Genomic DNA, 20,797 nt, shown 5'->3' on the forward strand with positions numbered 1-20,797 from the left:
TGCAGCCCTGTATTTAGAAAATACATGAGTCTGCACGCTATGAGTTTTACAATAACCATCTTCACTAACCAATGGCGATCCAGGAAATAATACCGTAGTTATGCGCGGTTTCGTTCCACTTGGTTACGACGATCACTGCTCCATTCGGCGTCTGAGATTTCAGCGTCGCATGAAAGAGAGGGTGGTTCGTCATCGCTACCAACGTGTAGTCCGGGTTTACAAAAGGCTCCCCGAATACAATGGTCACTTCCGTCTCTCCTTCACTGCCTTTCAAAAGAAACGGCGCTCTGCCAAACTGCTGCAATGCTGGCTGATTCGCACAAGTACGGACCGGAGTGATGCTCAAATGCTCCGGCTTCACTGCGTTCAGCTCCAGCTCACGTGAGCCTACCGAGCCTTCCACCAGATGATGACCTTCAATGCTCTGCTCTGCCACATGATGGCTTTGTACCGCAGCCGCTTGCAGATGCTCTGGTCCCACGGCTTCTGGGCTCAGCACCTCGCTGTCGACGGCCTGAGCTTTCAGATGGCTGCGAGATACACTGTTTGCCTGAAGTCTGTCGCCACTGACGCCTTCCTCTGGCAAAAGTCCCGAGAGATGTATATCTGTGGACAGCTGAGCCAGTGTCACCGAGCCCGGCTTTAGGTGATGCGAATCAATAACTTCCTCTCCAATGTGGTGGCTTGCAATAGCCTCCTCAGCCACATGGCGGGACTGTACCGTTCCATCTGCCAGCTTGCTGGACGTCACCGCTCCTTCCTGTATAGCATCCTCAGCCACTGCCTGCCAGCCTACATGCTGTGGCTGAATAGCCCCTGCCTGCAGATGCTCCGACTGGACTGAATCCAGCGCGATATGCCTGGACTGCACCACGCCTTCTGCCAGTGCGGACCCTTGGATCGCCCCATCGGCCAAATGCTGAGCGTGTACGGCATGCTCCGTCAAATGGACGGAGTTTACGCTGGCTTCTGCCAGATTCGAAGCACGCACCGCCCGAAGCGCAAGCTTCTCAGCGTTCACGCTGCCTGCCTGGAGCGCGTGAACCGATACACTCCCGGGCGCAATATGCCGGGTCATCACTGCCGAAGCCTGCAAATGAGCAGAGGTGACGGATTCCGGAGCCAGATGGCTCGACTGGACGGCCTCTTCTGCCAAATGATTGGCTTGCACCGCTTCGTCCGTAATATGCCACGGCTGGACCGAATGAGGAGATATTTTGGCAGCAGTCACGCCATCATCCGCCAGTTTGCCGGACGTAACCGACTCATCCTGCAAAGCATCAGTTGATATTGCTTGGGATGCGATATGCACACCCTGAATGGTTCCAAGGTGTAGATGGTGCGGCTGAATGGACTCCGGTGCGATATGCACGGACTTCACTGCCCCCTCTGCCAGCGCTCTGTCCTGTACTGCGCCAGGTGCCAAATGTCGGGGGTATACGGCATGCTCAGACAACTGTGAAGGACCGACGCTTCCTTCCGCGAGATTCGTCGCTTGCACCGAGCGTGCCGCCAGCTTTTCCGAGGTGATGCTTTCTGCTTGAAGCGCGCGACCTGACACACTGTCAACGGCCAGATGTCTCGCAAACACCGAGGAAGCCTGTAAATGATCAGAGGTGACGGATTCCGGAGCCAAATGGTTCGACTGGATGGACTCTTCTGCCAAATGATTGGCTTGCACCGCTTCGTCTGTAATGTGCCACGGCTGGACCGAGTGGGCAGACAGCTTGGCGGCAGTCACGCTCTCATCCGCCAATTTGTCGGACGTAACAGATTCATTCTGCAAAGCATCGGTCGATATCGCCTGTGAGGCGATATGCACACCCTGAATGGTTCCCATTTGCAGATGATGCGACTGGATGGACTCCGGTGCGATATGCACGGACTTTACTACCCCTTCTGCTAGCGCTCTGTCCTGTACTGCGCCAGGTGCCAAATGCCGGGGGTGTACGGCATGCTCAGACAACTGTGAAGGACCGACGCTTCCTTCCGCGAGATTCGTCGCTTGCACCGAGCGTGCCGCCAGCTTTTCCGAGGTGATGCTTTCTGCTTGAAGCGCACGACCTGACACACTGTCAACGGCCAGATGTCTCGCAAACACCGAGGAAGCCTGTAAATGATCAGAGGTGACGGATTCCGAGGCCAAATGGTTCGACTGGACGGCCTCTTCTGCCAAATGATTGGCTTGCACCGCTTCGTCTGTAATGTGCCACGGCTGGACCGAGTGGGCAGACAGCTTGGCGGCAGTCACGCCCTCATCCGCCAATTTGTCGGACGTAACGGACTCATCCTGCAAAGCATCGGTCGATATCGCCTGTGAGGCGATATGCACACCCTGAATGGTCCCCGTTTGCAGATGATGCGACTGGATGGACTCCGGTGCGATATGCACAGACTTTACTGCCCCTTCTGCCAGCGCTCTGTCCTGTACTGCGCCGGGTGCCAAATGCCGGGGGTGTATCGCCTGCGTGGACAGATGTGAAGGGCCGACGCTTCCTTCCGCGAGATTTAACGCTCGCACCGAGTGTGCCGCCAGCTTTTCCGAGGTGACGCTTTCTGTTTGAAGCGCACTACTGGATACGCTATCCGAGGCCAGATGGCTCGCAAGCACCGCCGAAGCCTGCAAATGGGCAGAGCTGACGGATTCCAGGGCCAAATGGTTGGACTGGACAGCCTCTTCTGCCAAATGATTGGCTTGCACCGCTTCGTCTGTGATGTGCCACGACTGGACTGAGTGGGCAGACAGTTTGGCGGCAGTCACGCCTTCATCCGCCAATTTGTCGGACGTAACGGACTCATTCTGCAAAGCATCAGTCGATATCGCCTGTGAGGAGATATGCAAATCCTGAATGGTTCCCGTTTGCAGATGATGCGACTGGATGGACTCCGGTGCGATATGCACGGATTTCACTGCCCCTTCTGCCAGCGCTCTGTCCTGTACTGCACCCGTTGCCAAGTGCCGGGTGTGTATCGCTTGCGTGGACAGATGTGGAGGGCCAACGCTGCCTTCCGCGAGATGCGTCGCTTGCACCGAGTGTGCCGCCAGCTTTTCTGAGGTGATGCTTTCTGCTTGAAGCGCACTACTGGATACGCTATCCGGGGCCAGATGGCTCGCAAGCACCGCTGAAGCCTGCAAATGGGCAGAGGTGACCGATTCCTGGGCCAGATGATTGGACTGAACGGCTTCTTCTGCCAAATGTTTGGCTTGCACCGCTTCGTCTGTAATGTGCCACGGCTGGACCGAGTGGGCAGACAGCTTGGCGGCAGTCACGCCCTTATCCGCCAGTTTGTCGGACGTAACGGACTCATCCTGCAAAGCATCGGTCGATATGGACTGTGATGCGATGTGCTCTCCCTGAATGGTTCCAATTTGCAGATGATGTGGCTGGATGGATTCCGGTGCGATGTGCACGGACTTCACTGCACCCTCTGCCAGTGCTCTATCCTGTACTGCTCCAGCTGCCAGATGCCGAGTGTGCACCGTTTGCGCAGAAAGATGTGAAGGGCCGATGCTGCCTTCCGCGAGGTTCATTCCTTGTACCGAGCGCGCTGCCAGCTTTTCCGAGGTGACGCTTTCCGCTTGAAGCGCACGACCTGACACACTATCCGGGGCCAAATGTCTCGTGAGCACCGAGGAAGCCTGTAGATGCACCGAGGTGACCGCTCCTGCAGCCAGATGTGCCGAATCCACGGCCGCCACAGCCAAATGGTTGCTTTGTACAGCTTCGTCCATAATATGTCCGGACTGCACGGCATGGGCAGACAGTTTCGTGGGAGTTACGCTTCCCTCCGACAGTTTGGCAGAGGTGACCGATTCATCCTGTAAAGCCGGAGTCGCTATAGCCTGCAATGCGATATGCTCTCCCTGAATGACCCCGCTTTGCAAGTGCTCCGATTGGATGGATTCGGGCGCAAGATGTGCAGACTTCACAGCATTCTGGGCTAATTCCGTCTCCTGTACTGCTCCTGCTGCCAAATGCCGAGTGTGTACGGCTTGCGCAGCCAAATGTCCGGGACCCACGCTATTTTCCGCCAGATTGGGAGCCTGCACAGCACGGGCTGCTAGCTTCTCAGAGGTGACACTTTCCGACTGAAGCGCATGACCGGATACACTATTGGGGGCGAGGTGTTTGGTTTGGACCGATGCAGATTGCAAATGATTAGAGGTGACGGATTCCGGAGCGAGATGATTCGCCTCCACCGCTTCAACAGCCAGATGGTTACTCTGCACTGCTTTATCCGTAATATGCCACGGCTGCACGGAGCGAGCAGACAACTTAGAGGAAGTGACACTACCCTCAGCTAACTTAGGAGCCGTAATCGCCAAATCATTGATTTTATCCGTGGCCACACTTTCCGGCGATAGTTTCAGCGAAGTAACAGCATGATCCTGCAAATGATGGGAGTACACCGCTCCGCTGGCCAAATGCGCGGTTTGAACAGCGCCTTCACCTAGTATTTCCGCGGTAACGGACTGTTCTTGCAAAGCCGAGGTTCCAACACTGTCTTCCCCAAGATGTTTGCTCAAAACAGAACTCTGGGCCAGATGGGCCGAATCGACGGATTGAGCCTGCAATGCCTTTCCACCCACACTGTTGTCGGCAAGGTGGTTTTCACGAATTCCCCCCGTTGCAATGTGTACGTGTGTAATGGCTTGAGAGGCAATCTTATTTCCGGTTACCGCCCCTGTGGCAATTTTAGGTTCTGTCACTGCTTCGTCAGCGATTTTGTCAGACTTAATCGCGCTCGAAGCAATGTGATTTTCCTTGACAGCCTGATTCGCCACATGGTGTTCCAGAACTGCTCCCTTCCCTAATTTCTCGCTCGTCACAGCCCCGGAATGCAAATGTTGCTCCGTAACCGCCTCCGATGCAATATGATCCTTTCGAATGATTTCGGACTGGAGGTGTACGGAAGAGACTGCCTCCGGAGAAATTTGTGGACCTTGTATGGCAGCTGTAGCAATATGTCTGGTAAGTACCGCCTCATCGGCAATTTTGTGTGGTAATATGCTCTGATCCGATATCTTGGATGAAGTGACGGATTGATCGACAATTTGCAATGAGCCTACAGACTGATCTGCCAGTTTATTGGACTGAATACTCCGATCCGCCAGGTGACGGGCTGTTACTTGGCCCGTTCCAAGCTGCTCTTCCCCAATGGAGCCAGGACTCAGATGCTTTCTTTCAATCGCTCCAGCCTGAATATGCGAACTGGTAACTGCCTCCGACTCCAGATGACGCCCGCTGACAACACCTTCCTCCAATTGTTCCTTGCCCACAATTCCATTGGATAGCTGCTTGCGATTAATCGAACCGGGGGCCAGATGCCTTGCATGAACGGCATGCTCGGTCAGGTGTGCACTCTCAATGCTGCCAGCTTGGATTTTAGCCGCATCCACAGCCCCATCCCGCAGTTTGGAAGTGGTCACAGATTGATCGCCCAGCTTGGAGCTATCGACAGCTTCATTAGCCAAATTGTTCGATTGAATCGTACCACTGCGAATTTTATCAGATGTAACCGCCTGATCTTGAAGCATATCTGAAGACACGATCCATTGCTTGAAGTGACGGCTCTCAATGGAGCCATTCGCAATATGATCGCCGCTGATAATCTTATCAGCCAGCTTTTCTGGAGTGATGCTGCCATCTCGCAGTTTTTCACCACCGATGGAGCGATCCTGCAATTTACTGCCTGCCACCGATGCGTCCGACAGATGTTCCACCGTAATGGAGTCCGGGGCAATCTTTGAAGAAGTCACAGCACCGTCGGCTATCTTAATCGTTTGAACGGCATAATCCGCCAGAGATTCCGTGTGGATACTCTCTTGCTTCAGCTTGCTGGAATCTATGGAAGCGGGAGCGATCTTCTCACCCGTTACAGCGAGATCGCTCAAATCGTCTGTATAAATGAAAGCGTTGTTTATATGCGGAGCCTTCTTATTGCTCAGAATTTCCTCCACATCAATTGGATCAGGTTCTGGCTCTGGCTCTGGCTCCGGCTCTGCTTCTAGCTCTGGGGGTTCCTCCATCGACACTTGAGTCTCCTCTGCATCCGCAAATTCAACCTCCGTCTCATGCGAAGCCTCGACTTCAGGTTCGACAACAGTCTGTAACTCCGGCTCCTCTTTGGTTGGGGGAGGCGGAGAAGCAACTTGATGAAGTCTTGCTTCTGTCTCCCTCTCCGCAGGCTGTGGCTTCACGCGATGTATCATACTTAATTCATTCATATCCGGGTCAATTACACTATAGAGCGGCTTTTTGTTTCTTATGGTTTTGCGGCTCTTATTCTTCAAGCAACTCTCTCCCTTCTCATATTTATCGTTACAGCATCATATGCAGGCACTTAGGCACTTGCCACCCCGTGCAAGGATACACTTTTGGGTAAAAAGGATACTTACTAAAATCCACGTTTGAAAAAAAATAGTTAAAAGTTAAAATAGTAAGGGTGAAGATCGCTACAAGAAGAGAGGAATTACAATAACATGATTATCAAACCAAGAACACGTGGCTTTATCTGCACCACTGCTCATCCGGTGGGCTGTGCCCAACATGTTCAGGAGCAAATTGACTATGTACAGGCCCGTCCTGCTATCCAGGGACCCCGTAATGTACTTGTGATTGGGGCATCTGCCGGATATGGGTTGGCTTCTCGCATTACTGCCGCCTTCGGTGCGCGTGCCAATACAATTGGTGTATATCGCCCTAGTAATGCTACCGCCACACGTACAGCATCGGCAGGGTGGTACAATTCTGCTGCATTTGAAAAAGCTGCTCAGGAAGCTGGGCTTAAATCCTTAAGCGTGACGGGAGATGCCTTCTCAGATGAGGTCAAAGCCAAAACGGTGGAAGCCATTCGCGAAGAACTGGGACAAGTCGATCTGGTGGTTTACAGTGTCGCTTCAGGTCGCCGTACAAATCCCCGCACAGGCGAAACGTTTAATTCCGTGCTCAAACCTATTGGTAAGCCTTACACAAACAAGACCGTTAACTTCCACACCGGGGAAGTCAGCAGCGTGACGCTCGAGCCCGCAACAGAAGAAGAAGTACAAGGAACTGTAGAGGTTATGGGCGGTGAGGACTGGAAATTGTGGATTGACGCCTTGCGTGCCGGCGGTGTACTCGCCGATACTGCAACAACCTTCTCTTTTTCGTACATCGGGTCAGATATTACACAAGCCATCTACAGAGAGGGCAGTATCGGAAGTGCAAAGGATCATCTGGAGGAGACAGCACGTCAGCTGAACGATCAGCTGAAAGTTACAGGCGGACGCGCCTTCGTCGCAGTCACCAAAGGACTCGTTACCCAATCTAGCTCCGCTATCCCTGTCGTTCCTCTGTATATTTCTGCTTTATATAAGGTAATGAAGGAAAAAGGGCTGCATGAAGGGTGCGTAGAACAGAGCTACCGCCTGTTTGCTGAGCGTTTGTATGCACCAGAAATCCCTGTAGATGAAGAAGGACGTATTCGCATTGATGATTGGGAACTGCGCGAAGACGTACAGGCAGAGGTTGAGAAAATATGGGAGGCGCTGACAACCAACAATATCTACGAATTGTCAGATCTTGAAGGATATCGTCACGAATTTTTCCAACTGTTCGGCTTTGAGTTCGAGGGTGTAGACTATGATGCTGACATTGATCCCATCGTAAATATTCCCAACGTGCGCTAAGCCTTTAATACCGTCATTATGTCAGAAAAACAAACAAAAGCTGTTCTCCAACAGAGAAACATTTCGTTCTGCTTGGAGGACAGCTTTTGTTTTTTAATTAAAAGGGACACTTGTGTCCGCTCTGAATTGCAAAATGAAGCAAACATTGCAATTTTAAAATTCATTTGATATTGTACAAGTAGGCATAGCAAAGTCCCTCTTCCTAACAAGAGGGTAAACACAGTTGGACAAGTCCTACCTTGACTGACCGTGATTTTATTTGCTCAGCCCACCACATCCATATAAGGAGGTGTACAACATGGCAAAAGACGTTCTGTGTGAAGTCAATTCATGTACGCACTGGGCCCAAGAGAATAAATGCAGCGCTAGCTCCATTTACATCGTAAGCAACAGACCTGAAGACACTCACAAGTCTGAAGAAACAGACTGCAAAACCTTCGAAGCCAAGTAAATCTTTGATTTCAAGCCTAGTTTTATAATGAAGGAGCCCATGCCCGGGTTCCTTCTTTCTTATGATATTCTAACAATAATGATAATTATTATCAAGTCCTTTTTCGGTACAGAAAAACGCTATTCGCTTGTATACAATCATTTCTCTGCTACTTTATAAATCCAAGCCGACAAGGACACTGCTGTTCTCTCTAAAGACAAAAAAAAAGAAGCGTCGCTCTGAACGATTCGCTTCTTGTGCTTGACCTTTTGTAATTGTTCTTGCTTGGTCGGCTTCACTCGTATGTGCTGTGAAATCTCGCCATAATGGTCATTCGTTTTGCGGCTTTGTGCCGCGCAATAGATTCCAGCGCGTTTTGCCTTGCTCAGCGCTTTTTGTGTTTGAGTACGTGCCATACGGCTTCACTCTCCTTCATTGGACTCCTTTTATCATAGCATCCAATCGTCAAATCGTGAATGGTTTGTCTGACTCAAGCATTCTTCAATTGATTAAATGTCTGAAAAAATATCCGGATCGCCACTGGAGGCCGCTACAATAAAAACAATAACTATAAAAATGATGATCAGTGTATAAATCAGTGTACCGATAATACTACATACCAATCCAGCAATGGCCATACCTCTGCCTTGCTCGCCATGACGGTTAATTTCCTTCAAGGAAAGACTGGACAAAATAATACCCACAATTCCGATAATCAACCCGATATAGGGAATGACAACAGATAAAATCCCGAGCACCATCGAGGCAACAGCTTTACTATTCGTAGGTGGAACTACTGGGGGCGGGTTAAATGGGGCGTTATAATCGTTCGTCTCCTGAAAAGGATCGGAAGATCGAGGCTCCTTGTACAAATCACTCATCTGTTAAATTCAACTCCAATAAGTAAAATAGCAATTATATAAGTTCTAGGGTACCACAATCTTACAAATCAGGACAGTACTTATTTGGAATTTTTAAATTAGAACGTTAAAAAGAAGAAACCTAGCGATATTAGCACTTTTTGAGGTAACCGGGCATACAGTATTTTACCTGTTACAGATCAATTGCGCTCCATGAGAGCATCCTACCAAGGAGGTCGGAGCTATGCTATATCGTGCAACATCCCGCAGAAAGGGCTCGCCTCACAAACGTTTAAATGCAAACACACTTAGGATAATATCCGCTGCCATGCTGCCATTTTACAAAGCTATTGCAACTCGCCGTGCTTTTGCAGTTCAATGGTCACGAGCTGTCGTTCAGGGCAACTTGGATCGGATGAAATCCCTTCTCTGCTCAGTAGCGCCATTTGCCGCCAAACAAGGCTTAGGCACGAATGGCATCGGCTACTTTATTTCCTTTTTAGCTCAGCCACCGATGCTCTATTATACGAATGGAACGACGATTCCACCGGGGACTGTGCAGTTTACGTTTGAGCCGAGAGTTCATCGCGCCATTGCAAAAGCCGTTTTTCCGCTGTATCGCGAATTGGCACGCAATCCATGTTTTGCTTCTGCCATTGCCAAAGCGATCAACAGACAAGACCAGCGTGCAGTTCATGTCATGATCCGTAGTTTGATTCCATCCTCTGCGCTGAAATCCGTACAAATTGAGGATGATGGCTTTGCATTGCTTTTTAAGTATCCCTTTAGTAAGTACCCATATCGCAATCTGCTCTTTCGGGAGTTCACTTAAAAAGGTCGCTACTAGCGTTCTTGCTTGAGTTCTCCAATGAGCTCTTTCCCCAGTTGTATAGCCATATCTGTCAGCACTCGGATTTCATCCTTGGTTGCATGATCCAAATGTGCCCCGCAGCAAATGGCAAAATTGCCTGCAAACTCTTTTCGCAAGCGAACTGCAATTTCTTCGGTAATATAAAACTCCTTGTGATTTTGCAATTGCACAGTTTGAATAGGCTCGAGTCTGGCCCCTGCTGTAATCGTTCCCAAATGAGGCTGATCACCGCCTGAAATGAGTACAATGATATCTTCCCCCATAAAATAGGCATCCAGCACAAGACGGATACGTCCGCTTTCTTTTTGCAAATGAATCAATAGGATCCTCTCCTGCTAAAAAAATATTATTGTGAAACGATTCACTTTATAGAGTTCTACTCATTGTACCGCTTCTTGAACGGTTCGACAATTTAAAAATGGCCCACAGCAGCCTCTATAAACCGTGGCTTGCTGTGGGCCTTCATTGTTATTCTAAAAGAAGCATTTCCTTTCCTACTGGCTGTTAACGGATCGTGATCGTATGCACAGTCTTACCACTTGCGCCGTCATTATCCGTTACCGTTAGCTCTACGGTATACGTTCCAGCTGTGGTGAATTTATGCTTCACCTTGGAACCGACCGCCGTATCGCCATCGCCAAAATTCCAGCTGTAACTAACGATCTCACCGTCTACATCACGGGAAGCTTTGGCGTTAAATTGTACATTTTTGTTCTTCTTAGCTGATTCATTAGCCTGAATAATGGCTACCGGCTTCTCATTGGATGGATTCGGATCAGGGTTCTGTCCTCCACCATTGGCTACATACAATCTTCCCAGTGCCTCCGTCTCCACTTCATTTCCCGCTGCATCCCTTACCCGGATCACGATGACTCCGCCTTCCAGATTCAGAGAAGATGAAGTGAAATAAGTACCTTCATAGTGGCCTGACGAAGTTTCATTTAATGGAATATCGTTGCGGCCCAAAGTGGACAGGTTGAAAGGCAGCTCCACATGGAAGGACGCCTCCAAACCGGATGCACTGTCAAAGGATACTCGTACCGGCTGCCCTGGAGTAATACGCACATCCTCAGCAGGGCTAATGTTTTCAAGCTTCGGCAGAGCTGTATCGACATACACCGAGCGCGTAACACTTGTTTCGTTTTCGGCAAGATCCTTGGCCGTCACCGTAATTTGATTTTCACCTTCGTTGATAAGCAACCGCTTGTTAAAGCTGCCGTCACTTCCAAATTCAGCGGGCTCACCATTAATCGTCAATTCGGTGAGGAACTCGTCATACACGGTACCGACTACACTGACTACACCCGCGTTTGTACGGGCCCCTTCATCAGGTGAAGTCAGGATCAGACCCGGTTTAGTCTGATCGAGTGTCACAACCACCGTTTCGGAACGATCCGTTAATTTGCCGTATACCGCTGCTTGAACACTTAGCGGATTAGCTCCTGGTTGAAGATCAACCGACAAACTGAAGTGGCGATCCTTCACTTTCGTTGTGCCAGCCAGCTCCTTACCGTTAAAGAGCTGAATATCGGCTCCTTCTGCCGGGGAAGTTCCTGTTACGGTAATCGACTCTTCCTGCGTATACGTAGCCTTCGTAGGAGTCGTAATCGTTGGAGCATTCACCGGATATCTGACGATAGCCCGGATCATGTAATTCCCTTCCTCCTCAGGTGATTGGCTCCATGCGCCACTTACACCTTGCCAGCTGCGAAGTGCATTCGGGCCACTCTCATCTGTAGCAAGACCCGGCGACTGTGTGCCTACAGCAGACTGTGTATATACGATGTAGAAGTCACCTTGAACCGTCACCGGTTCTGGAAGCTGCACTGTCGTCCATTGTGACTCATCCCGCACGGCAGTCCCGTCGAATGGACCAGCCAATAATCGTCCAGGCGCTCCTGCCGCACCAGAGGCGTCATAGACAGAATATTGGAATGCCGTTCCTCCCGGATTCGGGAAGGCAGAGTTCCAGAACAAAAGCGATGCTCCTGTCACTTGAGCCACTTCCGATTCAGGCGTCATTCTGACTGCCCATGAATTGCCTGCCGCGTTAAAGGCTCTGGCATTTTCTCCTGTCCCGTCATCGTAGGCGATGCCTCCCTGGAACCCGATGAAAGGTTTCAACGTGACATCCGCTTCCACGCTACCATTCGGAGGAGCAATAACGGATACACTGTCGCTATAATAATTCTCAGCTGAAATGGACAATGTGTATGTTCCTTCCAGCACGTCTAGCGTAAATTCTCCAGCCTCATTCGTCTCTACCGGAGCAATACGTGCATCCTCCAGCACCAACACTTTCGCTTTTTGGATCGGTTCACCGGATTGCTTGTCGGTAATGACCCCGTGAATCGTACCGTGAGGTATGGCCTGAAGGCTAAAGTTTGCTCTAATGACTTTGTTATTCTCAATCGTGACTGCTTTCGTTTGAGGCACATAACCATAGGCTTCAGCCTTCAGCGTATAGTCGCCCGCTACATGGGTGAAGCTGTATTTGCCCGTGGTCGGATCCGTTTTCACCGAACGTCCGGTTTCCAATACCGTAACCGTAGCGCTGGCTGGAAGACTGTCGAGCCCGATACGTCCACTATCCACCGTTGTTTCTGCCGGCTTCACTTTCTCCTGGAATTCACTCTTTTCAGTGCTTGTAATTTTGTACAGTGGGAATTGTTCTTCCGCCTTTTCCAGCTTGATATTCGACTCAGGTACGATGTCCTTGGTCACTGTCGCAGCTGGAATACCCAACACACGGAAATCGTCAATGTACCAGCCGTTCTTGTTCACACTGTTATCCGATTTCAAACGGAAGCGAATTTGGATCTCATTGCCGGTGTAGCTATCCAGATTGTAATAAACCGGAGTCCACTTTTTCCCATTCGTATTGTGAGAGAACTTGCCCAGCTCGCTCCACGTGTCGCCATTGTTTTTGGACACTTCCACATAACCGTAATCATAGCCGGCCTCAATTTCAAACCAGTGATTGAAGGTCAGTGTTGCATTGCGTACAGCCTGTAAATTAATTTTTGGAGAAACCAGCGAAAATTCAGCTCCGTTCTCATAATTGCTATCAAGATCGGTTGCCCATACATTTGGTCTGGACACTGCGCTTTCTGGTCCTACTTCCTTCGGAATGCCACGTTCCCACTCATCCTTGGTACCGGAATGAGTCCAGCCATTATCCGAGCTGCCGTCAAAATGATCGCTATACAGCGTATCCGGCACGTCTACTCTCAGAGAAGCCTCATTCGACTTGATTCCTTCATTGCCACTATAATCCTCAGCCGCCACTGCATAATGATAGGTCGCTCCACCGACCGTGATGGTATCTGTGAGTGTCAGTGCTGAGGTTGTACCGATGGAAGTATAATTTTTGCCTGATTGGGTAGAACGATACACCTTGTACTGCTTCACATCATCATCGGAGGAAGCATTCCAGGCCAGTGTGACGTTGCCCACAGTATCGGCTTCAGCAGTCAAATTGCTCGGCGCAGCAGGTGCAACGGTGTCTGGCTCCTGAATTGACAGATCGTCAATATACCAGCCATCTTTCACAACCGTATTGTCACTCGTAAAGTTGAAGAGGAGGTATACCTTTTGACCCGCGAATGCCCGCAAATCAAGATATTGTGTTTTCCAGCCGTTGCTGGTGCCAGTAAACGATAATACCTGCTCAAACGCATTCTGATTGTTTGTGGTTGCTACGTATACTTTGCCGAAATCAGAATTGTTTTCAAGATCGTACCAATGCTTGAAGCTGACCAGTGCCCCTTTTGAGCTCTCGGTCAGATCAATCGGAGGGGCCATAAAATAACTGTTGGAGTTGGCCTGATATTGGCCTTCGAGATTAGTCGCGATGACCTTTGTACCCGAATGTGCGCTTTTAGGGCCGCTTGTCGGAGTTCCCCATTTCCAAACACTGCCCTGTCCACCGATATTAATACCGGCAATGTCTTTTTCAAAGTCTTGTGTGTAGCCTGGTTTTACGCCTTTGGAGATTTTAACCTTGTATACTTCAGTTTCAAATCCGTTATTACCGTAATCATTTACACGAATATAGTATTCCAGACCAGCGCTGTCCACCAAAAAAGTCGGGATGGACGCTTGATATGTACCATCTTTGCTGTCGCCGGAGGTCCGTTCCAACGGAATATATACATAGTTTGACGTACCTGCTGTTTTGGCAAATGCCTCAACGGCCGTCACGCCGACATCATCCGTTACATGAGCAGTCAGAGGTATATCAATACCCTCGAATGCCGCTGCGGGCGGTGTATGCTCGAGAACAGGTGCTTCCAGATCGTCGCCACCCGTTACAACTTTACCAGACACGGAGCCCAGACCTTGCATGACCGAACCGACTGCATCCAGCGCATTAATGACACCATGTCCGTAGCCATTGTTTGGCGAAGTAGGATATGTGCTGTCCGTGCGCGGTGTAGCTGTGTTCATCAAAATTTCCTCAAGCTGGTCTACGGTAAGAGAATGATTCGCTTGCAGCAACAGAGCTGCAAGGGCCGCAACATGAGGTCCGGCCATAGAAGTACCGTTATATCCGCCTTTATAGCCGCCACCAGCGACAGATGACCGGATATTAACACCCGGTGCGGAAACTTCGGGCTTCACCTCACCATAAGGTGATGGTCCTAACAAGGAGAAGCTGGCTAGATTATCATTGATATCGGTGGCTCCAGTAGCGAAGGATTCCGGATAGTTCGCCGGATTGGCTACCGAAGCAGGTCCGCCCGGATTGGAAAGAGAGGTATTACCTGCGGAGAATTCAGGGAAGATTTGAGCATCCCGCCATGCCTGAACCACAGGCCGGAACCATTCATCAAGACCCGGTCCGCCTCCCCACGAGTTGTTCACTACGTCTGGAGCAAGCTCGGGATGAAGATTCCCTTGGGCATCTTTTGGCGCAAGCAGCCATTGACCGCCATCCAGTATAATCGCATCCGTCGTTTCCGGATTAAAAATCCGAACCGCAATCCACTTCGCACCAGGTGCAACGCCAACTCGGTTCGTTCCGTTTTCCTCAGAGCCGACCATCGTGCCCATCGTATGTGTACCATGGGAATCGTCTTCCTGATCGACCGGAAGCGTTGCATGACTATGCGGATCGTACCAGCTCAGCTCGGGATTCACGACATTGCCTGCCGCGTCCAGACCCCGCCATTTGCGATGAAGGGCCGGATGTGTATAATCTACACCTGTATCCAGATTGGCGACCACGATTCCGGTTCCGTCGATTCCTTTTTCCCACACTTGTGGTGCGTTAATATGGGATATGTTCCATTCCACCGTAGATGGGTCTACATCGTTCTTACCTGCATTGCCAGGCTTAGCCGATGTTTTGCCATCGTCCTTCTCCAGCTCTACAGCTTTCTCTACCGTCGTAGACTTCGCTGCGGCTGCTGTCACTGTTTTAGCTGTTTCAGCCGTTTTGGCATTTGCTCCCTCTGCTTGCTTGTCAACCGTCACCTTTTGCAGATAACGCGTTTCATTCGGCAAGACTTTATCGACCTCAGGCAGCTGCGAAATATGATCCAGCACCTCCTTGGTGCTTGTTACAGCCAATGCATTGACAATAAAAAAGCTTTTATATTCCTTCACTCCGCCGCTCTCTGATTGCTTATCCAAATAATTTTCAAGCCCATATTGGGTTCTTGAAGCCGTTTCACGCAGAGAACTGATCACATGGCTGCGTGCAGCCATTTTGGCAGCGGAAGGTGTTATTTTCTCAAGTGAGGCCTTTTGAAGAGCATTTTTGGAAACCTTGTTGGTGTCTACCTGTTCTTTTAATTTGACCAGATAGGTAACATAGTTATTCTCCTCAAACTGTTTGGTCAGTTTCGGGGATACCTTCGCGGTCGTGACCTTATGCGAGGCGGATTTCAGCTCCAGCTTGGAGCCATCTGGTGTGTTATTCGCCAAAGCGGGTTGAACAAAGGAAAAGGCCATTAGCAAAGATAGTCCGATAGATAGTGGTTTCTTGAATCGTTTAGGTTTAATCAATTACTTCTCCACTCCTTTTACTAGGTTTAATGTTTCTGGAATAACCTGTACAGAGTAAGACCTCATACCTTACACATCAAACACACGGGTTGCGCAACACGATGTGGTTGGCGACCACCTCCTTCATAGAATATAGAGGCACAAAAATATTTGGCTGTTCATAGGTAGCAGTACTTCATAGGTGAGTTTGCAATCCCAATAGAAAAGCGATGAATTCAGTAGAAACCAAGGAGAAAAAGCAGGAGAAATTCGAAGAAAAACATGTTATATCATTACATTTTATATTAAAAATTGATATATAATCATATATTATGGAATAGTATAAAGTTATCAAAACAGATATACAAGTCATTTTTTTGCATTTTTCTTGAAATTCTATGACTTTTATATTCTTTTATGTACGAAAACCCCTTTTTGCGGCTACGTAATAGTGCATTACACGGTTAATAGGTGTATGCAATCTCTGTACAAGCCGCTCAAAGGGATATTCGGGGGTCTTTCTTAATCCTATCTTTCGCTCTATATCTTGTTCATTGGAAGTCGCTTATAGGATTTTTGCAAAATCCTCACTTAAGTACGGAGTTCACCGCAGCAAGCGCGTCGATCAGACCATATCCGTAACCATTGTTCGGTGAAGTCCGATACTGGCTATCTGTCAGCGGCGTCGCTGTTTTTGAAATAACATCCTCCAGTTGATCCACAGTCAAAGATGGCTTGGCCTGAAGCAGTAATGCCGCTAATCCAGCAGTATGCGGGCCTGCCATAGAAGTACCGTTCCATCCCCCCTCATACACTCCGCCCGGTACAGAAGAACGGATGTTTACACCAGGAGCCGAAATTTCAGGCTTCACTTCGCCATAAGGAGAAGGACCGCGCAGCGAGAAGCTGGCTAGCTTGTTGTTTACGTCCGTGGCTCCTGTCGCATAAGCTTCCGGTAGATTCGCCGGATTGGCTACAGACCCAGGTCCGCCCGGATTGGACAATGTTGTGTTGCCAGCGGAGAACTCAGGGAAAATCTGAGCCGCTCTCCACGCCTTGGTGACTGGACGATACCATTCATCCAGGCCAGGTCCACCGCCCCAAGAGTTATTCACCACATCCGGTGCAAGCTCAGGGTGCTTTTTACCGTTTTTATCTACAGGAGCAAGAATCCACTGTCCACCGTCCAGTAAGATGGAGTCGGTGGTATCTGGATTGAATACTCGAACCGCAATCCATTTGGCGCCGGGAGCAACACCGATTTCATTCGTACCGTTGCTGTCCGAGCCAACGCTCGTCCCCATCGTATGTGTACCATGTCCATTTGAATCAGTTGGCAGCGATGCTCCATTAACCGCATCATACCAGCTCAGTTCTGGATTAACGACCTGGCCGGAAGCGTTCAGACCACGCCATTTTCTTTTCAGTGCCGGATGAGTATATTCAACGCCTGTATCCAGATTGGCGACAACAATGCCTTTGCCGTCAATGCCTTTGGCCCAAACCTGTGGTGCTTTGATTTTAGAAATATTCCACTCGACACGGCTTGGCGTTACAGCATCCTTATACACGGATTCTTCCACCGATTTTTGCGCATTCTCTTCCGTCACAGCCGTATCTACAGCGGCTTGATCTGCAACCGCTTGGTCAGCTGTAGATTCCTCAACTACGGGCTGGGCATCCTTATCTATTTCTACCTTTTGCAGTTCCCGCTTTTCATCCGGTAAAATTTTGTCGATCTCAGGAAGTGTGGCGAGATTATCCATGACCTCTTTGGTGCTGGTTACCGTAAATGCGTTCACGATAAAGTAACTCTTGTATTTTTTGACGTTTCCGTTATTGACTTCCTTCTTTAAGTATTCTTCCACGGATTGTTGCGTTTTTTCTGCTGTATCCATGAGAGAGTTCACAACCGTTGTACGTACAGAAAGCTTAGCAGCAGCGGGTGAAATTTGCTCTGCAGAGGCCTTTTGGAAAGCATGCTTGGCAACTGACTCCGTATCCACCTGATCCTTCAATTTAACCAGATAGGTGACATACTCACTGGCACTGAATTGTTGGTTCAGCTTGGCTGAAACCTTGGCGGAAATGGTTGATCCTCCTGCTGAGGTGGTTGTGCTGGAATCTCCATATACCGGAGAAATTAGAGAAAAAGCAAGAAGAGCGGTAAAACTGACCGACAGCGTCTTTTTGATATTTTTCGACTTAATCAATACTTTCCATCTCCCTTTACTTGGTTTTTTTAATTCTCAAGGACAGCCTCCGAGGAGCTACGTCAAAAGCTCACAAAATAGCCTCTGGTACTCACCTCCTTTAAAAAATATAGATTCCGCTGGGGTGAAATCCATAGGTCATCATTCTGAGGTGAATAACCCTTGGTGCAGACCGCAAAGAACGAGCATCGGGTAGGAACAGGTGGACAAGTTTGAAAATAGTAAGTGAAAAAAATGAAGAAAAAGGTAGGGTAAGAAACTAGAAGTGATCGAGGAGGTTGATAAGCAAGTATTAAAATACAATTTAAAACAAAAGAATGAAACATATGGTATCTTTTGAATCTAGTATAGTGTCATAAAATCAGATATTCAAGCATTTTTTTGAATTTTATTCCTTTTTTTCTTTAAGAAGAGAAAAATCTCTTCCATTTTCGAAGCAAATGCAAGTCTTCATTGTGCACTTGGTTTCGGAGATTAGAAGAGATTTTTCGGCATTCAGCAACAAATTTAAAAGAGTGTTATCTGCCGCTATTTACTGGTAAGGGAACCGAAATGGCTCCGTCTGGAAAGGAAGATTTGGTTTGCTGCGATCTGCGGCACAGACTCGTACATTCTCGGAAAGCCATTTGCCTGCATCCACAGCAATGATCCTGATTCACCAGCGCAAGGGCAGCCGTAAGGGCCTCTCCTGTATGTTCGAAAAAATGCTTTTGTCCAATCATGTCGTAGCATCCGGTTTTCTGTAGTAATGCCAGCGGTTGAGGCTGGAGTCCGGAAACAAGCACCGTCCCGCCAGACTTCCGGTATTTCTGAATTAATGCGGTAAAGTTACCTTCTCCCGTCATATCCATAAAAGGGACCTTTCCCATACGCAACAACAAAATCCCTTGTAGGTGGTCAGTCTGACCTCCCACACCTGAGTTTTCCAATACCGAAGCTGCACCGAAAAATAGAGGGCCTTCCACATTGTAAATAGCCACCTGTGGACAATCATGCTGATCTGTGACCATATGCGCGCCTACTTTTTCATGTTTTACAGAAGGATCAGGAAGCACCTTGTCTACTGAAAGTGTATTGCTCATACGTTTAACAAACAATACAACCGCCAGAATTAAACCCACCTCCACAGCCGTTGTCAGCGTCGTAAAAACCGTCAGCAAAAAGGTGACAACCAGTACGATAGAATCCGCTGTCCGCGTTTTGAGAATGTGCGCAAAATGCTTGCGCTCACTCATATTCCACGCTACTACCATCAGCACCGGAGCCATACTGGCCAACGGAATATTAGATGCATAAGGTGCAAAAAGCACCAGAATGAGGAGCACCACGAACCCATGTACGATGCCTGACATAGGAGAAACAGCACCGTTACGGATATTTGTGGCAGTGCGGGCAATTGCACCTGTCGCAGGAATACCGCCGAACAGCGGTGTCAGCAAATTAGCAATCCCTTGTCCAACCAGTTCACGATTGCTGTTATGCCGAGCTCCCGTCATACCGTCAGCTACCACCGCTGAAAGCAGAGATTCAATAGCTCCCAGCATTGCAATAACAAGTGCTGGCGGCAAGAGTTTCACGATCAAATCCCACGTCATCACAGGAATATGTAGCTCAGGTAAAGATGCTGGAATTGCGCCATACGCAGATCCAATGGTAGCCACCTGCCCTGGAAAAAGTAAAGCTGCCACCAGCGTTGACAAGAGTAGGCCAACCAGTGAGCCGGGTATCTTGGGCCATTTTTTTGGCACCAAAATAAGCGCGGCAAGACAGATACAAGCCGTCAGGATACTATATACATTCAGTGAAGGAAGTCGATGGATGAGCTCTGCCATGGAAGGCAGAAAAGTTTCATGCCGCTCTACCCCGCGCAAGCCGAGAAAGTTAGCAATCTGACCGCTAAATATCGTCACGGCAATTCCGGCCGTAAAGCCAATTGTTACTGGCTTAGGAATAAACTTAATCAGTGCCCCCAGCCTTAGCACACCCATTAAAATGAGCATAATGCCCGCCATAAAACCGGCTATGAGTAGGTTCTCATAACCGTATTGCATGACAATAGCCAGCAAAATCGGAATAAATGCACCTGTAGGTCCTCCGATCTGGAATTTGGACCCTCCCAGCAGCGAAACCAAAATTCCCGCAACAATGGTCGTATACAGCCCATATTCCGGCTTTACTCCTGATGCAATGGCAAACGCCATACCGAGCGGAATCGCCACAATCGCTACAATACTTCCGGAAATTAGATCCTTTCGCAAAGCCCCTGCGTTATAGCCTTCGAACCTTCCTATCCACTTCATTCCTATAACCCTTCTTTTCTGTAATAGCATTACTTCTCGTTACGTATACCTTCCAGCAACGAGATAGCTTCGACCAAATGATTGTCAAAAATCCGCCGCGCCACCGCAAGCAGCTCCGTCAAAAGCGGATCACGTAGTGAATACACAACCGATGTACCTTCCTTGAAGCTGTTCACCAAATTTTTGGCCCGTAAAACGGCCAATTGCTGCGATACGGCAGAACCTTCGGAACCGAGCGCAGTCTGCAGCTCGTTCACATTCCGTTCTCCTTCACTCAGCACCTCCAAAATGCGGATGCGCAGAGGGTGAGCCAATGCTTTGAAAAAGTCGGCCTTAAATTTCTGGAGATCTCCTTCCATGCCTGCTCCGTCCCCCTCACAGAATTGTCCTATAAACGATCAACAATATCTGAATATTTGAATATTCAGTACAATAACAGCTTTGGGCCAATTGAACTATG

General features: G+C 49.0%; 11 protein-coding genes. 3 read left to right on the plus strand and 8 right to left on the minus strand.

Annotated elements, in window-relative coordinates; translation table 11 throughout:
• Positions 1-64: 64 nt before the first annotated feature.
• Complete coding sequence (locus ACUUJN_RS19370) at positions 65-6,295, minus strand: WIAG-tail domain (protein WP_484668830.1); 6,231 nt, start codon at positions 6,293-6,295, stop codon at positions 65-67.
• Between the two features lie 189 nt (positions 6,296-6,484).
• Here ACUUJN_RS19370 and fabV point away from each other — a divergent pair, with 189 nt between their 5' ends.
• Both fabV and ACUUJN_RS19380 read left to right on the plus strand, forming a co-directional pair.
• Complete coding sequence (gene fabV / locus ACUUJN_RS19375) at positions 6,485-7,672, plus strand: enoyl-ACP reductase FabV (RefSeq protein ID WP_076295845.1); 1,188 nt, start codon at positions 6,485-6,487, stop codon at positions 7,670-7,672.
• A gap of 298 nt (positions 7,673-7,970) precedes the next feature.
• On the plus strand, positions 7,971-8,123 hold the full coding sequence (locus ACUUJN_RS19380; protein WP_023989813.1) for a DUF1540 domain-containing protein: 153 nt from the start codon (positions 7,971-7,973) through the stop codon (positions 8,121-8,123).
• Positions 8,124-8,260: 137 nt separating this feature from the next.
• On the opposite strand, the gene ACUUJN_RS19385 is transcribed toward ACUUJN_RS19380, so the two are convergent.
• Both ACUUJN_RS19385 and ACUUJN_RS19390 read right to left on the minus strand, forming a co-directional pair.
• A complete protein-coding gene (locus tag ACUUJN_RS19385) occupies positions 8,261-8,518 on the minus strand; it encodes a hypothetical protein (protein WP_071558396.1) in 258 nt (85 codons plus the stop codon).
• Between the two features lie 93 nt (positions 8,519-8,611).
• Positions 8,612-8,983 carry a DUF4190 domain-containing protein gene (locus ACUUJN_RS19390; RefSeq protein WP_025720792.1) on the minus strand — a complete coding sequence of 124 codons (372 nt, stop codon included), beginning with the start codon at positions 8,981-8,983 and terminating at the stop codon, positions 8,612-8,614.
• Positions 8,984-9,206: 223 nt separating this feature from the next.
• Between ACUUJN_RS19390 and ACUUJN_RS19395 the strand changes: the two genes are divergently transcribed.
• Positions 9,207-9,794: a hypothetical protein gene (locus ACUUJN_RS19395; RefSeq protein ID WP_484668831.1), complete on the plus strand. Its 588-nt coding sequence runs from the start codon at positions 9,207-9,209 to the stop codon at positions 9,792-9,794.
• An 11-nt stretch (positions 9,795-9,805) separates the two neighbouring features.
• On the opposite strand, the gene lpdD is transcribed toward ACUUJN_RS19395, so the two are convergent.
• The 5 genes from lpdD to ACUUJN_RS19420 all read right to left on the minus strand — a co-directional run bounded on the left by lpdD (position 9,806) and on the right by ACUUJN_RS19420 (position 20,696).
• Positions 9,806-10,153 carry a prenylated flavin chaperone LpdD gene (lpdD, locus tag ACUUJN_RS19400; RefSeq protein WP_279835801.1) on the minus strand — a complete coding sequence of 116 codons (348 nt, stop codon included), beginning with the start codon at positions 10,151-10,153 and terminating at the stop codon, positions 9,806-9,808.
• 184 nt (positions 10,154-10,337) lie between these two features.
• Entirely contained in the window at positions 10,338-15,845 is a 5,508-nt protein-coding gene (locus tag ACUUJN_RS19405) for a S8 family serine peptidase (protein ID WP_484668832.1), read from the minus strand.
• A gap of 566 nt (positions 15,846-16,411) precedes the next feature.
• Positions 16,412-18,037 carry a S8 family serine peptidase gene (locus ACUUJN_RS19410; protein ID WP_484668833.1) on the minus strand — a complete coding sequence of 542 codons (1,626 nt, stop codon included), beginning with the start codon at positions 18,035-18,037 and terminating at the stop codon, positions 16,412-16,414.
• 518 nt (positions 18,038-18,555) lie between these two features.
• Positions 18,556-20,337: a SulP family inorganic anion transporter gene (locus ACUUJN_RS19415; protein WP_023989820.1), complete on the minus strand. Its 1,782-nt coding sequence runs from the start codon at positions 20,335-20,337 to the stop codon at positions 18,556-18,558.
• Between the two features lie 29 nt (positions 20,338-20,366).
• Positions 20,367-20,696 carry an ArsR/SmtB family transcription factor gene (locus ACUUJN_RS19420; protein WP_013311437.1) on the minus strand — a complete coding sequence of 110 codons (330 nt, stop codon included), beginning with the start codon at positions 20,694-20,696 and terminating at the stop codon, positions 20,367-20,369.
• Positions 20,697-20,797: the final 101 nt, after the last annotated feature.

Source organism: Paenibacillus sp. LRG-1 (assembly GCF_057220305.1).

What these genes read in the sequence shown, in the direction of transcription:
- fabV (WP_076295845.1), top strand. Translation starts at nt 6,485, where the DNA reads ATGATTATCAAACCAAGAACACGTGGCTTTATCTGCACCACTGCTCAT.
- ACUUJN_RS19380 (WP_023989813.1), top strand. Translation starts at nt 7,971, where the DNA reads ATGGCAAAAGACGTTCTGTGTGAAGTCAATTCATGTACGCACTGGGCC.
- ACUUJN_RS19385 (WP_071558396.1), bottom strand. Translation starts at nt 8,518, where the DNA reads ATGGCACGTACTCAAACACAAAAAGCGCTGAGCAAGGCAAAACGCGCT.
- ACUUJN_RS19390 (WP_025720792.1), bottom strand. Translation starts at nt 8,983, where the DNA reads ATGAGTGATTTGTACAAGGAGCCTCGATCTTCCGATCCTTTTCAGGAG.
- ACUUJN_RS19395 (WP_484668831.1), top strand. Translation starts at nt 9,207, where the DNA reads ATGCTATATCGTGCAACATCCCGCAGAAAGGGCTCGCCTCACAAACGT.
- ACUUJN_RS19415 (WP_023989820.1), bottom strand. Translation starts at nt 20,337, where the DNA reads ATGAAGTGGATAGGAAGGTTCGAAGGCTATAACGCAGGGGCTTTGCGA.
- ACUUJN_RS19420 (WP_013311437.1), bottom strand. Translation starts at nt 20,696, where the DNA reads ATGGAAGGAGATCTCCAGAAATTTAAGGCCGACTTTTTCAAAGCATTG.